10 protein-coding genes are annotated in these 13,911 nt (G+C 68.9%); 6 read left to right on the top strand and 4 right to left on the bottom strand.

The window, feature by feature from the left end; genetic code table 11:
• Window positions 1-12: 12 nt before the first annotated feature.
• Window positions 13-894: a tRNA1(Val) (adenine(37)-N6)-methyltransferase gene (locus tag WMF45_RS13305; protein WP_437717277.1), complete on the top strand. Its 882-nt coding sequence runs from the start codon at window positions 13-15 to the stop codon at window positions 892-894.
• 118 nt (window positions 895-1,012) lie between these two features.
• On the opposite strand, the gene WMF45_RS13300 is transcribed toward WMF45_RS13305, so the two are convergent.
• The gene (locus WMF45_RS13300; RefSeq protein ID WP_437717276.1) at window positions 1,013-1,708 is read right to left on the bottom strand and encodes a hypothetical protein; all 696 of its coding nucleotides are present in this window, start codon (window positions 1,706-1,708) and stop codon (window positions 1,013-1,015) included.
• Window positions 1,709-1,920: 212 nt separating this feature from the next.
• On the opposite strand from WMF45_RS13300, the gene WMF45_RS13295 reads away from it, so the two are divergent.
• The 3 genes from WMF45_RS13295 (at window position 1,921) to WMF45_RS13285 (ending at window position 8,481) form a co-directional block, all read left to right on the top strand.
• Complete coding sequence (locus WMF45_RS13295) at window positions 1,921-2,358, top strand: nucleotide triphosphate diphosphatase NUDT15 (protein ID WP_437717275.1); 438 nt, start codon at window positions 1,921-1,923, stop codon at window positions 2,356-2,358.
• Between the two features lie 95 nt (window positions 2,359-2,453).
• Window positions 2,454-2,732 carry a hypothetical protein gene (locus WMF45_RS13290; protein ID WP_437717274.1) on the top strand — a complete coding sequence of 93 codons (279 nt, stop codon included), beginning with the start codon at window positions 2,454-2,456 and terminating at the stop codon, window positions 2,730-2,732.
• A gap of 283 nt (window positions 2,733-3,015) precedes the next feature.
• Window positions 3,016-8,481, top strand: a complete 5,466-nt coding sequence (locus tag WMF45_RS13285; protein ID WP_437717273.1) for an AAA family ATPase — start codon at window positions 3,016-3,018, stop codon at window positions 8,479-8,481.
• Here WMF45_RS13285 and WMF45_RS13280 read toward each other — a convergent pair.
• Window positions 8,450-8,821 carry a response regulator gene (locus WMF45_RS13280; protein ID WP_437552123.1) on the bottom strand — a complete coding sequence of 124 codons (372 nt, stop codon included), beginning with the start codon at window positions 8,819-8,821 and terminating at the stop codon, window positions 8,450-8,452. The genes WMF45_RS13285 and WMF45_RS13280 overlap by 32 nt on opposite strands.
• Window positions 8,822-9,662: 841 nt before the next feature.
• Between WMF45_RS13280 and WMF45_RS13275 the strand changes: the two genes are divergently transcribed.
• Together WMF45_RS13275 and WMF45_RS13270 are read left to right on the top strand one after the other, a co-directional pair.
• Window positions 9,663-11,156, top strand: coding sequence for a protein kinase domain-containing protein (locus WMF45_RS13275; RefSeq protein ID WP_437717272.1), 1,494 nt, complete (start codon window positions 9,663-9,665; stop codon window positions 11,154-11,156).
• Window positions 11,157-11,265: 109 nt separating this feature from the next.
• A complete protein-coding gene (locus tag WMF45_RS13270; RefSeq protein ID WP_437717271.1) occupies window positions 11,266-12,510 on the top strand; it encodes an ATP-binding protein in 1,245 nt (414 codons plus the stop codon).
• A 199-nt stretch (window positions 12,511-12,709) separates the two neighbouring features.
• Here WMF45_RS13270 and WMF45_RS13265 read toward each other — a convergent pair whose 3' ends face one another.
• Together WMF45_RS13265 and WMF45_RS13260 are read right to left on the bottom strand one after the other, a co-directional pair.
• Window positions 12,710-13,411, bottom strand: coding sequence for a hypothetical protein (locus tag WMF45_RS13265; protein ID WP_437717270.1), 702 nt, complete (start codon window positions 13,409-13,411; stop codon window positions 12,710-12,712).
• Window positions 13,408-13,824, bottom strand: coding sequence for a RusA family crossover junction endodeoxyribonuclease (locus WMF45_RS13260; protein ID WP_437717269.1), 417 nt, complete (start codon window positions 13,822-13,824; stop codon window positions 13,408-13,410). The genes WMF45_RS13265 and WMF45_RS13260 overlap by 4 nt, the downstream gene beginning before the upstream one ends.
• Window positions 13,825-13,911: the final 87 nt, after the last annotated feature.

Genomic DNA, 13,911 nt, shown 5'->3' with positions numbered 1-13,911 from the left:
TACACGGGGTCGATGCTCGCTCCTCCTGATGTCCAGCCCTCTCTCGCGCCGAGCGGCGGGGTCGTGCGCCCTGCGCGCCGGCCGCCCGGGTGGGTCGTCCCTGGGCCGCGGCCGGCGACGCCGGATCGCCCGGACGTCTGGCCCGCCCCGGGCGAGGACCTCTGCTATCTCTCGGGCGATTTCCGGATCCTGCAGCGGCTCGACGGGCACCGCTGGTCGGCCGACGACCTCGTGACCGCCTGGTTCGCGGCCGAGCGGGTCGCGAGCACGCCCCCGCGCCGCACGGTCGACCTCGGCTGCGGCATCGGCACGGTGCTCCTGTTCACCGCGTGGCGCTTCCCGGACGCGCGCTGCGTGGGCGTGGAGGCGCAGGAGGTGAGCGCCTCGATGGCGCGGCGGTCGGTCGCTTGGAACGGCGTCGACGCGCGCGGCGAGGTCCGGTGGGGGGACCTGCGCGATCCGGCGGTGCTCGACGGGCTCGCGCCGGCGGAGCTCGTGACGGGGACGCCGCCGTACCTGCCGGTCGGCAGCGGCATCGAGTCCTATCGGGTCCAGTGCGGGCCGTGCCGCTTCGAGCACCGCGGCGGCGTGGAGGACTACTGCCTCGCGGCCGCGCGGCTGCTCGCCCCCGGCGCGCCGTTCGTGGCCTGCGCCGGGGCGCGGCAGCGGCCTCGCGTCGAGGCGGCGGCGGCCGCGGCCGGGCTCGCGCTCGAGGCGTGGCGCGACGTCGTGCCCAAGGAGGGCAGGGCGGCGTTGTTCGCGGTCTATGCCCTGCGCCGCGCCGAGGCCGTGGCGTCGTGCCATGACGAGCCGCCGCTCGTGTTGCGGGGCGGGAACGGGCGCTTCACCGAGGAGTTCGACGCGCTCCGCCGGACGATGGGAATGCCGGTATAACCCGGGCTCCTGCGCCGGTGTGTCGGCGGGGGCTCACCGCCTTGTCGCGGAGCGCACGAATCTGCACTCCGCGCCAGGACAGCCCTTGTTCCAGCGGCTCCGCCTCGTTCGCCGGCCGTCAGCTCGGCTGTGACACGAGCGGAAGGGTCATCGTCTGCGCGCGGACCAGCGGCCGTCCGTCGCGCGACAGGAGCGCATCCTTCGCTTGCTGGCCCTGTGCCGCGCGCGGTCGCGCCGGGCGCGCCGGCTTGTCTCCGGGCTCGGGCGCAGGCGCAGGCGCAGGCTCGCCGGACACGCACTCGACCGGGGCCTCCCATGCGTGCCGGGTCCCGCCGGCCTCGTTGGCCTGGAAGAACACGGCGCGGAGCGCCCTCCCCTCGACGTCCGTCTCCACGGCCATCATCCAGAACCACGGGCCATCCGGCTCGGTTTCTTCCCCCATGAACGAGAAGGCCATCTGTCGCGTATCCGCGCGGCGACCGTGCTCGCTGCGCGCGGCCTCGAGGTGCCGCTGCGAGGGTTTGTCGGCCGGACCGCGGTACACGCGCACGGCGACGCCCTCGATGTGCGGCATGAAGTACAGCCCGTCTCGATGGACGGACAGCCACGGATGTTTTCCGCTCTCTGCCAGCTTGCAGAGGGAATGACCGAACCGCTCGTGCGCCTTGCAGCCGATGCCCCAGCTGGTATCGCCCTCCTCGCGGTTCGCCTCGCTGAACGCCTTGTTGCGGACATCGACCGCCGTCTGCGCCAGGAGGACGAGCCGGCTTTGCTGGAGGACGGGGTTCAGCTCCCAGGGCAAGGACGCATCCATGGTGTCTGGCACGGTACGCGTGTTCACTGAAAAGTCAATCGGTACCGGCGCTTGCACGTGCGCGAGGTGGCTCCGTGCGCCGCCCGGGCCGGCGCAGCGGGAGCGGCGGGTCGACCCGCCGCGTTCCGAGCGGCGCCGCTGCGCGCCGTGCGTGGAGCGCGCCGTGCTAGAGCGCGCTCCACGCACGGCGGCGTCGCGTGCGGGAGGTGTCCTTGGGAGAGGCGATCGTCGGAGGGAACGCCGCGGAGCGACCGCTGGTGGGCGTGGGCGTCATGCTGGTGCGCGACGGGCGCGTGCTGCTCGCGCGGCGCCGCGGGAGCCACGGCGACGGCAGCTACTCGTGGTGCGGCGGTCACCTGGAGCTCGGTGAGTCGTTCGAGGACTGCGCCATCCGCGAGGTGCGCGAGGAGAGCGGCCTCATCGTCAGGAAGCTCTCCTTCCTGTGCCTCAGCAACATCCTCGCCTACGGCAAGCACTACGTGGACATCCAGCTCCTCGCGGAGGAGTTCGACGGCGAGCCCGAGGAGCGCGAGCCCCACAAGATCGCCGGCTGGGGCTGGTACCCGCTCGACGCGCTGCCCACCCCGCTGTTCCGCCCGGTGGAGCTGGCCATCGCGAGCTACCGCAGCGGCCGCCGCTACAACCCCTGATCCCGGCCGCCGCGCGCCGCCACCCCCGACGCCTGCACCGTCCTGGGGAGGCGCGGAGACTGCGCGGTCTTGATCTCCATCGCTCCTCCGTGCTCGTGGCGCTCTCGGCGCTGTTCAGCGGCAGCTGGCCCGAGATCGCGGGGAAGACCGCCGCGACCGAGGCAGAGGTGAGGCGCGCCGGCGAGTTCGGGCCTGAGCTCCTCGCCGCCCTCGGCGTGAGGGAGCACGGCGCCGCCCCGGGCCCGAGCGAGGCCGCGGACAGGCGGGCGCGCTCGTTCACCCTGCTCGTGGACGCGTACGACCAGACGGCAAGCGCAGCCGGCCCCGCCTTGCCTGGTTGGCTGCATTTCCTTTTCTGGAACGCAGACTCATGACGCCCGCGACGTGAGGCACAAGATCCACGCTCATGTCGACAGCGCATGGCATCACGGTCCGTCGCGTCTTCACAGGGTCCTGCCGGCACGGGGCGCTGAGCCCGGCTGGTATGGATTCGAGCCCGCGTGATGCGCTCAATCACGTCCTCGGTCCGGCTCGGCGGCCCGACCGACGATGCCCGAGCCCCGTCGAGCACCGCGCGCGCGGCCTCATCGCCCTCGCCGAGCGTGTCGCGCATCAGGAACCCTCTCCATGCCCCTCGCCTCCCCGTACACGATCACCATGCCTCTCTCCCTCGATGGCAGAGCCGTCGTCTATCGTGCGGTCAGGAGCGCCGATCGCTGCCCGGTCATCCTCAAGGTGCTCGATCCGCGGCGCAGCCGCCCGAAGGACCGCGAGCGGCTGAAGCACGAGTATGAGCTCGGACAGCTGCTCGACGCCCGGGCCGTCATCAAGCCGCTCGCCCTCGAGACGTACCAGGGCATGCCGGCCCTCATCCTGGAGGACTTCGGCGGCCAGTCCCTCGATCACCTGCTCGGGACGCCCATGGGGATCGAGCGCTTCCTCCCCCTCGCGATCCGCATCGCGGCGGCGGTCGCGGACGTCCACCAGCAGGACGTCATCCACAAGGACCTGAAACCCGGCAACATCCTCGTCAACCCCGCCTCCGGCGAGGTCAGGATCGCCGACTTCGGGTTCGCGTCCCGCCTCCCCCGCGAGCAGCAGCGCGCGCAGCCCCCCAGGCTCATCGAGGGCTCCTTGCCCTATCTATCGCCGGAGCAGACAGGTCGGACGAGCAGGGCCATCGACAACCGCACCGACCTCTACTCGCTCGGCGTGACGTTCAATCAAATGCTCACCGGCAGGCTCCCCTTCGAGGCGCGCGACCCGGTCGAATGGGTCCATTGCCACGTTGCCCGCGTCCCCACCTCGCCGTCGGAGCTCGTCCCCGAGGTGCCCGAGACGATCTCGCGCATCACCCTGAAGCTCCTCTCCAAGATGCCCGAGGATCGCTACCAGAGCGCTCGCGGCCTCCAGCGCGACCTGGAGAGGTGCCTCGCAGAGTGGAGCGCCAGCGGGCGGGTGGAGCCGTTTGCGCTGGGCGAGCGAGACACGACAGGCCGGCTCCAGATCCCGCAGAAGCTCTATGGCAGAGAGGCGGAGGTCGCCACCTTGCTGCAGGCCTTCGGCCGCGTGGTCGCCACGGGGACGCCGGAGCTCCTGCTCATCTCCGGATACTCCGGGATCGGCAAGAGCGCGCTCGTCCATGAGCTGCATAAGCCGATCATTCGGGAGCGGGCCTTCTTTCTCTCGGGCAAGTTCGATCAATACAAGCGCGACATCCCCTACGCCACGCTCGTCCAGGCCTTCCAGGAGCTCGCGATCGAGCTCCTCGCCGAGAGCGAGGAGCGGATCGCGGCGTGGAGACGGCAGCTGCTCGACGTCCTCGGGGTCAACGCCCAGCTCATCGTGGAGGTGATCCCCCAGGTCGAGCTGATCATCGGACGGCAACCGCCGGTCCCCGAACTGCCGCCGACCGAGGCGCAGAACCGCTTCCGCATGGTGCTCCGGCACTTCATCGGGGTGTTCGCCCAGAAGGAGCACCCCCTCGCGCTCTTTCTCGACGATCTCCAGTGGGTCGACGCGGCCAGCCTCGGGCTGCTCAAGGACCTCTTGGCCCACCCTGAGATGCGCTATCTCCTCGTCATCGGCGCCTACCGCGACAACGAGGTATCCCCCACCCACCCGCTCCTGGTGACGTTGGACGAGGTGCGGAGAGACGGCGCGCGCGTCTCGAACATCGTGCTCGGCCCGATACCGCACGAGCACCTCGCCGCGTTCGTCGGCGAGGCGCTTCGCTGCGGCCTCGAAGACGGCGCGCCGCTCTCCGATCTCGCCTACGAGAAGACGGCCGGCAATCCATTCTTCGCCATTCAGTTCCTCCTCTCGCTCCATGAAGAGCGCCTGATCGAGTTCGACGAGCGCACCGAAGCCTTCCGGTGGGACGTCGCGAAGATCCGCGAAAAGGGCTACACCGACAACGTGGTCGACCTGATGGTCGGCAAGCTCAGGCGGCTGCCCGCGAAGACCCAGGAAGCGCTGAAGCAGCTCGCTTGTCTCGGAAATACCGCCGAGGTCGCCCTCCTGGCGATGGTTCGCGGCAGCGTGGAGCACGACGTGCACGCGGACCTCTGGGAGGCCGTCCGCGCGGGCCTCGTCATCCGCGTGGACAGCACATACAAGTTCCTCCACGACCGCATCCAGGAAGCGGCCTATTCGCTCATCCCGGCGGAGCTGCGCGCCGAGATGCACCTTCAGCTCGGCCGGCTCCTCTTGTCTCGGTTGCCAGAGCAGGGGATCGCAGAGCGGGTCTTCGATGTCGCAAACCAGCTCAATCACGGCGCCCACCTCCTCACCGACCCGCGCGAGAAGGAGGCGCTCTGCCGGCTCAACCTCCTGGCGGGGACCAAGGCAAAAGCCTCGGTGGCCTACGCGTCGGCTCGCAGCTACCTGGCCCAGGCGACATCCCTCCTGCCACCGGACGCCTGGCGCGCACGGTACGAGGATGCGTTCACGCTCCACCTGGAGCTCGCCGAATGCGAGTACCTCGTCGGCCGCTTCCAGCAGGCCGACGAGCTGTTCGACCTGATTCTCCAGAACGCCCGCTCCAAGCCCGACCGATCCAGGGCGTACCGATCGCGCCTGCGGCTCTACCAGATCGCCGGACGGCACCGCGACGCCGTGGCGGTCATGATCCAGGCCCTGCAGCTCTACGGGGTGATGCTCCCGGAGTCCGACGAGGAGATCCAGATGGCCGCGGAGGCCGAGATCCGGCAGGTCTCGATCAACCTGCAGGGGCGCCCCATCGCCGACCTCGTCGATGCGCCTGTAGCCACCGACGAGGGCGCGCGCGCGCTCATCGGCCTGATCGCCGAATCGTTCCCCATCGTATACACCTCACGACCGGCGCTCTGGGTCCTGCTCACCGCCAAGGGGGTGAGCGCTTCCCTGCAGCGCGGGCACGCCGAAGAGTCCTCTTTCATCTATAGCAATTACAGCATGGTGCTGATCTCGTTCTACCGCGACATCCCGCGCGCGCTTCAGTTCTCCGAGATGGCGCTCAGGCTGAATGAAAAATTCAAGGGTGCCACGGCGAAACTGAAAGGGAAGCTGCTCTTCCAGAACGCGAGCGTCATCAGAGTCTGGTGCAGGCGCTTCGCAGCGAGCCTCCCGCTCATGGAGCAGGCCTTTCTCGCTTGCCTCGAGATCGGAGATCTCGTCTTTGCCGGCTACTTGACCTACAACATGACATGGCTCGTCCTGGAGAGCGGAGAGCCGCTCGCTCATGTCATCGATGTCGCGCGGAAGCAGATCGCGTTCGCCCGGCAGACCCACAATGACGTGGTGTACCATGTCCTCCGGCTCGAAGAGCAGTTTGCAGCGAGCCTGAAGGGAGCGACGCAGGCGCCCACGAGCTTCAGCGACGGCACCTTCGACGAGGAGAGCTGTATCGCGACCCTCGAGAAGGCGGGCTTCGGCCTTGGAGTTACATACTACCACGTCATGAAGCAGATCGCGACATTTACCCATGAACGCTACGCCGAAGCGCTCGAGTCCGCGACCAGCGCCACGTCGATGCTGCACCAGGTGGCATCGATGGCGATCGAGGCGATGCATCACTTCTACCACGCGCTCACGCTGACGGCGCTCTATGCGCAGGCCCCTGCCGAGCAGCAGCGGCAGTTCGCGCAGACGCTCGAGGAGCAATTGCAGAAGCTGGCGCTCTGGGCCGACAACTGCCCCGACAACTTCCGGACCCGCTACGCCCTTGTATCAGCCGAGGTCGCCCGCACCGAGGGGCGGGACCTCGACGCCATGCGCTTCTATGAAGAGGCCGTCCACTCGGCGCGCGACAGCGGCTTCGTCCACGTCGAAGCGCTTGCCTTCGAGCTCGCATCTCGGTTTTACCGGGCGCGAGGGTTCGTGCGCTTCGCCGACACCTACTTGCGCGAGGCCCGCTCCTGCTATGTCCGCTGGGGCGCCGACGGCAAAGTCCAGAGCCTCGACCGATGCTACCCCGAGCTCGTCGAGCGACCATCGGTCGCGCTCACCGCCACGTTCGTGGCCGCGCCCGAGCAGCTCGACCTGTTCTCGGTGGTCAAAGCCTTGCAGAGCATCTCGTCCGAGATCCTCTTGCCGAAGCTCAGCGAGACGCTGCTGCAGATCGTGCTCCAGCAGGCGGGCGGGCAGAGAGGGGCGCTGATCCTGGTCCGCGACGGCGAGCTCGCCGTCTACGCCGAGGCCACGACCGACGGGACGGAGATCCGCGTCGCGCGCCACAAGGGCGTCCCGGCCTCGGCGGCGGCGTTCCCGATGTCGATCCTCCACTACGTCGCGCGGACGCGTGAGCCCGTCATCCTGGACGAGGCCGCCGCGGCGACGCGGTTCGCTTCGGACGAGCACCTCACCCGGAGACGGCCGCACTCGCTGCTGTGCCTCCCCATCGTACGGCAGGCGCGCCTGAGCGGCCTTGTCTACCTGGAGAACAACGTCGCGACGGGGGCGTTCACGGCCGGCGCGATCCGGGTGCTCGAGCTGCTCGGCGCCCAGACGGCCATCTCGCTCGACAATGCCATGCTCTACGCCGACCTCGAGCGGAGCCAGATGGAGATCAAGGCGGTGCTCGACAACATGGTCGACAGCGTCTTCGTCGTCGACCGGAACGGGCGCGTCACCCTGGCCAACCATGCGGCGGCGCGCCTCGCAGGGCTCGCGAGCCCGGACGAGGCGCGCGGGCCCATCGCGGAGCTGGTGCGGCGGCTCCGCTTCGACCGCCCGAACGGGACGCCCTACGAAGCGGAGCAAACGCCGCTCATGCGCGCGCTCGGCGGCGAGACGGTGGCCCTGGATGAGGGGACGATCTCGCTCCCCGGCGCGGAGCGGACCCGCTACGTGCACACGAGCGCTTCGCCCATGCGCGATGCGGGGGGGCAGGTGGTGGGCGCGGTGGCGGTCGTGCGGGACGTCACCGAGCTCGTGGAGCTCGACCGGCTCAAGGACCAGTTTCTCCGCGTGGCCGCGCACGAGCTCAAGACGCCCGTGACGGTGATCATGGGCTATGCCGAGATGCTCTTGCGCACGGCGACGGAGCTGCCGCCGGGTCAGCGCCGGATCCTGGACGGGCTGCTGCGGGGCGCCGACCGGATCGAGCGGATCGTGGCCGATCTGCTGTTCCTCTCGCAAGTCCAGCTCGGCCGGCTGGATCTGGTGCTCGAGCGCGTGGATCTCGGGGAGCTGGCCGAACGCATGGCGGCGCGCCTGGAGCAGGGGGCGCGGTCGCGCCGCATCCGGGTCACGTGCGCCGAGCCCGTTGTGCTCCAAGGGGACCGCGAGCTCTTGGAGCGGGTCGTGGCGCACCTGCTCGACAACGCCCTGCGGTACTCACCGGACGGCGGCAAGGTGGAGCTGGACGTGCGGATGGCGGACGCGCTCGACGCCCTGGTGTCCGTGCGCGATCAGGGGGTGGGGATCCCCGTGGAGAAGCGGGCGCGGATCTTCGAGCGCTTCCATCGCGCCCACACCGATACGCCCCACGATTACGGAGGGATGGGGACGGGGCTGTACCTGTCGCGCGCGATCGTGGTGCGCCACGGAGGAGAGCTGTGGTTCGAGAGTGAGGAAGGCCGTGGCAGCACGTTTCACCTCCGCCTGCCCCTCACGTGCGAAGGTGCGACCGTACCATCCTGACCAGCTGGTCGCAGTGAAAGGGCTTCGCGATCCACCCTGCGGCGCCGATCTCCTGGGCTCGAAGGGCGGCGTGCTCGGCCGCGGTCAGGACCATGATGGGCACCGACCGGCCGTATCGGATCTGGAACTCCCGCGCGAACGTCCGGCCGTCCATGACCGGCATCTTCATGTCGAGCAGGATGAGGTCGGGCATGTGTTCACCTATCCTCTCCAGAGCCTCTTGTCCGTGCCGCGCTGTCTGCACATGGAATCCCTCCACCGAGAGCGTCATTGCCACGAGCTCGCGCAGATCGTCGTCATCTTCCGCAACGAGAATATTCATCGTCACCTCGATCTCCATGGCCCCCAGAGTGACCGATAGGGCTCAGGCCACCTTTCGGTTCACTCAGCGCGGGAGCCCGATGACTCCGTCGAGCTCTCTTCAATATCGATCCGCTAGCCGTTGGCCATCAACACTCATTTTCTATACTGTACTTCACTGTACTGTACAGCCGTTCCTCGCTCCTGGCGCGCCGGCACAGACGGACTCGACCGGGAGCATCCTCATGGCCATTCGAGTATAGCCATTCCGATTCACGTCGGCCTTCAGAAAACCCCTCATCGCCGGACGGTTACTCCCTCGGCAACCGCCTTTCCGCGGACAGGCAGGTCCGACGGCGGGCATGCGGCCTGGCTCTTCCTGCAAGCCCACGACCGAGGTGATCGTGACGACCCTGCCGCCGTGCTGGCTCGCCCGTCGCCATGCTCGGCGGGGAAAAGGCGAAGCTCGCCATGGATTGACGAGAGGGATAGCTGCTGGACGGCTGAAACAATCGAGGCCGGCGACACGCGTCAAGGCCATCGCTTCTTCGGCCTGCCACGAGCAGCGTGAGCCAGCCGCCCGCCCGGCCCCCCGCGCGGCGCTTCCGCGCGCCGGGGACGGGCTCCCGAGGCCCCGGGCACGCGAAGGCGCACCATCGGCATCGGCGTCCTCCGAGCGCGCGGCGGCCTGGCCGGCCGGCGAGCGCGGCGCAAAGCCACGCTCGCCGCGCAGCGTGGCATCCTGCCACAGCAGCGACATCCCGCCTGACCGTGACGCGCCCGCGACACGCCGTCAGACCGCCCCGTGCACCGCGCTTCGCAGCTGGAGCGCATGTCGCTCTCCGTTGATAGGCATGAGCAGGGCACGTATCATGCGCACCATGGCAGACGCGGCGGACGGCTCGCCCAGCTTCAGCTCTGGAAGCGCGAACGGCGGCGATCCCCCCGCGCCGCTCGCGCCCGACGCCGCGGATACGCTGCAGGGCGTCGACACCGTGGTGCGGGACCGTCCCCCCACGCGGGCGGAGCCGCCGGCCGAGCGGAACGGCGACGGCTCGACGCTGAGCGACGAGGACCTCTGGCAGGCCGCGGCGCGCTCGAGCCTGCACGACGGAGGCAGCCCGGTGCAGGTGCCGCCCGAGGGCACGTTGCTCGGCGGGGTCTACCGCGTCGTCGGTCGCCTCGGAGAGGGGGCGATGGGCGTCATCCTCCTGGCCCGCGACGAGCAGCTCCAGCGGGACGTCGCCATCAAGCTGCTCCGGCCCGAGCAGCTCGACAACGCGCAGATGCAGGCCCGCCTGCTGGCGGAGGCGCGGGCGATGGCGCGCGTCCACCACCCGAACGTCGTCGAGATCTATGCGTTCGGCGAGTACGAGAACGCGCCGTATTTCGTCATGCAGTACGTGCCGGGGGTCACGCTCGACACCCATATCCACAGCAAGGGGGGACAGCTCGGCCTCGACGAGGCGCTGAGCGTCCTCGACCAGGTTTGCCTCGGCGTCTCGGCGATCCACGCCTCGGGCATCGCCCACCGCGACGTGAAGCCGAGCAACATCCTCGTCGGCCAGGCCCTCCGCGTCGTGGTGGCCGATCTCGGGCTCGCGAAGCGGATCCCCCGCGGCGATCGGATCGAGCTCGCCTTCTCCGGCACCCCGGCGTACCTGGCGCCGGAGGTGGCGCTGGGCCGGCAGCTCGATCCCGCGCTGCTGCCGCGCATCGACGTCTACGCCCTCGGGGTGGTCGCGTACTACCTGCTCGCCGGCCGCCTGCCGTTCCAGAGCACGAGCACGGTGGATCTCGTCATGCAGCACGCGTATCAGCCCCCGATCCCGCCGAGCGAGATCTGCGCTGATCTGCCGCCGTCGTTCGACGCGCCGGTGCTCGCGGCGCTGGCCAAGGAGCCCGAGCAGCGCACGGCGAGCGCGGAGGCGCTGCGCGAGGCGCTGCTCGACGCGCGCGGCGCCCTGCCGGCGTACGCGCGCACGACGCGCGTCGTGGTCGCCGACGACAGCCCGTCGTTCCGCAGCTTCCTCGCCAGCGTCCTCGCGGAGGCGCTGCCCGGCGCGGCCATCGAGACCGCGCCCGACGGCGCCGCGGCGCTGGAAGCCATCGAGGCGAACCGCCCGTCGCTCGGCGTGTTCGACCTCGACATGCCCGGGCTGGACGGCATCGCGCTCACGGCGGCGGTGCGCAAGCTCCCACAGGGGGATTTCCCGATCATCGTGGCGACCGGGACCGGGGGCGCGGCCGACTGGCAGTGCCTGTCGCGCCTCGGCGCGTCGGCGTTCCTCGTCAAGCCGTTCGACGCGGGGCAGCTCATCACCCTGGCCCGCGCGCTCGTGGGCGTCGCCGAAGAGCAGAAACGCCGGCCATGAGGGGCGGGGCGAAGACCCTGGCCTCCGCCGCGGCGGGGGTGGAGCAGGCGGCGTGGCGCGAAGCTTGCCGGCGGGAGAGCGCCGATGTCCGGCGTGGTCGAGGCTCCCGATGAACGACAGCGTGATGAAGGTCCTGCTTGTGGATGACGACGAGGTCGACCACCTCGTCACGCGGAGGCTCCTCCGCGACGCGCCCCGCACCCGGTACGACGTGACGTGGCTGAGCAGCTCGGACGAGGCGATCCGGGCGCTGCGCGCCGGCGGCTACGACGTCTGCCTCCTCGACTTCCGGCTCGACGCCCGGACGGGCCTCGACGTCGTGCGTGAGGCCAACCACCTCGGCTGCGCGATCCCCATCATCATGCTGACGGGGGTCGGCGACGAGGAGATCGACATGGCCGCGATGACCGCGGGCGTCGCGGATTACCTGGTGAAGGGGAGGTTCGACGCGCAGATCCTCGAGCGCACGATGCGCTACGCCATCGAGCACAAGCGGAGCCAGCTCAAGCTCAAGCAGTACGCCGACACGCTGGAGGAGAGCAACCGGCAGCTCGTCCAGATGCACGAGGAGCTCGCGGCGAAGAACGCGGAGCTGGTCCGGCTGAACGAGGAGAAGAACCGCTTCGTCGGCATGGCGGCCCACGACCTCAGGAACCCGCTCGGCGTCATCCTGGGCTACAGCGATTTCATGCTGATGAGCCACCGGCGCGGGGAGCCGTCGTCGCTGCTCAAGGAGGGCGGCGTCGAGATCGTCAACATGATCAGGAGCTCGAGCAAATTCATGCTCTCGCTCATCAACGATCTGCTCGACGTGTCGATGATCGAGCTCGGCAAGCTGAACCTCGACAGGAAGAGCACCGATATCGTCCAGCTCGTCGAGTCCAACGTGGCGCTCAACCTGGTGCTGGCGGGGCAGAAGAACATGAAGCTCGTCGTCGAGAGCGACGAGGGCGTCCCGCGGGTCGAGGTCGACGTCCACAAGCTGGAGCAGGTGCTCAACAACCTCATCAGCAACGCCATCCACTACTCGCCTCCGGGCACGACCATCCGCGTCCAGGTCCACGGCGGCCGGGGGGAGGACGCCGGCGGGGGGTCCGAGGTGATCCTGTCGGTAAAGGACGAGGGGCCCGGGATCGCGGCGGAGGACCTCGGGAAGCTCTTCCGGCCGTTCGGGCGGGCGAGGACGGTCAGCACCGGGGGGGAGCGCTCGACGGGCCTCGGGCTGGCGATCGCGCAGCGGATCGTCGAGGGCCATGGCGGGCGGATCTGGGTGGAGAGCGTGGTCTCGAAGGGATCGACGTTCTTCGTGGCGCTGCCGGTGGCGCGGGCGGAGGAGAAGGAAGAGGCCGCGTGACGGGGGCGCGGGGGAGCGCGGGTTGGTGAAGAGCGCTCGGAGCCGGTGCCCCCCTCGACAACGGCTTCACGAGCCACGCCCGGCCATCCTCGTCTTGGAACAGCGCCGGGTAGCGCTGGAGGTCGTGTGTTGATGCATCTCCTCTCGCTTCCGTCGCTCGGGATCGCCGTCCGCGACCGACCGCTCCGCGTCCGGCGTCTCACGCCAACGGCGAGGCCGAGCTATCATCTCCGCTCTCATCGGAGAGAAGTCGACGCACGACGTCGAGCAGCAGCCGGACCTTGTCCTCCGGGACGGGCGCACCGATACCGAGGTAGCCATGCGCCACGCCGTTGCGCACTCTCATCACATCTCGCAACGAATCGGCCTCGTGCTGCTCGATGTGACCAAAGTAGACGAGGCTCGTAATCAGCGACGCTGGCGTTGCGGGCTTTGCGGGGTCACGCCCATCACCGAGCATGCGCAACCGCGCCGCAGCCTCGAACAGCGACCAAGCGAACAGCAGGGAGGCCGCTACGCTACCTTGCTCGAGGAGGGACTGCGCCACCTTCAGCTGCGCTCGAACGTCGTCTGCGGTTGGCAGCGCGTGCAACCTCGGCGCCTCACCCGCCTCCACATCTGCAACAACGACCTTCAAGTGCCACCCGGGCTCCCTCGATACCTTCTCGGCGAGCGCGGGCCATAGATGTCTATCACCCCTGTGTGCGCCCGGCAGAGCCACCTCGATCACGTAGTTCTCCTCCCCCTTGCGCACGAGGATGTCGGGCCGGTAAGGCCTCAAAAACCCCGGGAGATGATCGGGGAGGGGCTCCACTGTGACATCGTACCCCTTCCCTTCGTACTCCTTGGCAACGGCGACGACGACCTCATGATGACGCTGCTCTGCGGCGCTCGACTTCATGGCAACCTCTCGTGGGCAACGGCCTCGTCCGTGACGCGAATGTACACAAAATCCCTCAGCTCGTCTATGGCCTGCGCCAGGGCGCCCAGCAACCGTGGAGAAGGATCCTGGACTTCTCGACCACGCAGATCCGTCCTGCGGAGGAGGAGCTGCGCGATCTGGCTATCGTCCCCGTAAACAATCGATGGCAACGCGTCCAGGATCGGCTTCGCGATATTGTCCAGATCAATGTCTGTATCATCGAAATAGAAATAGATTATCACAGCAGAGACTTCGGCGCCGACGACCAGTTCGTCCTCGAGCACGACGTCTCTCGCAGCCTGCGCCACCTTGCTCTTCCAGCTTTCCCGCCTCTGCGCGTTCTTTGACTGCAATGTGACAGGTGTTCCGAAGACGACGATCTCTTTCACCATGAAGCATATCCTCGTCTTGCGCGTAGCCCGATCGACGCTGAGCGCGGCACAGGGTCTGCTGGTCCATTCGTGCTCTCCGGGCTGGTC

The sequence above is a fragment of the Sorangium sp. So ce448 genome (genome assembly GCF_051520915.1).
Lineage (GTDB): Bacteria > Myxococcota_A > Polyangia > Polyangiales > Polyangiaceae > Sorangium > Sorangium cellulosum_B.
This window is presented reverse-complemented; position numbering and strand designations above follow the sequence as displayed.

Bases quoted from the DNA above. Each gene is read 5' to 3' on its own strand.
- WMF45_RS13305 (WP_437717277.1), top strand. From the start codon at position 13: ATGCTCGCTCCTCCTGATGTCCAGCCCTCTCTCGCGCCGAGCGGCGGG.
- WMF45_RS13300 (WP_437717276.1), bottom strand. From the start codon at position 1,708: ATGGATGCGTCCTTGCCCTGGGAGCTGAACCCCGTCCTCCAGCAAAGC.
- WMF45_RS13285 (WP_437717273.1), top strand. From the start codon at position 3,016: ATGCCTCTCTCCCTCGATGGCAGAGCCGTCGTCTATCGTGCGGTCAGG.
- WMF45_RS13280 (WP_437552123.1), bottom strand. From the start codon at position 8,821: ATGGAGATCGAGGTGACGATGAATATTCTCGTTGCGGAAGATGACGAC.
- WMF45_RS13275 (WP_437717272.1), top strand. From the start codon at position 9,663: ATGGCAGACGCGGCGGACGGCTCGCCCAGCTTCAGCTCTGGAAGCGCG.
- WMF45_RS13270 (WP_437717271.1), top strand. From the start codon at position 11,266: ATGAACGACAGCGTGATGAAGGTCCTGCTTGTGGATGACGACGAGGTC.
- WMF45_RS13265 (WP_437717270.1), bottom strand. From the start codon at position 13,411: ATGAAGTCGAGCGCCGCAGAGCAGCGTCATCATGAGGTCGTCGTCGCC.
- WMF45_RS13260 (WP_437717269.1), bottom strand. From the start codon at position 13,824: ATGGTGAAAGAGATCGTCGTCTTCGGAACACCTGTCACATTGCAGTCA.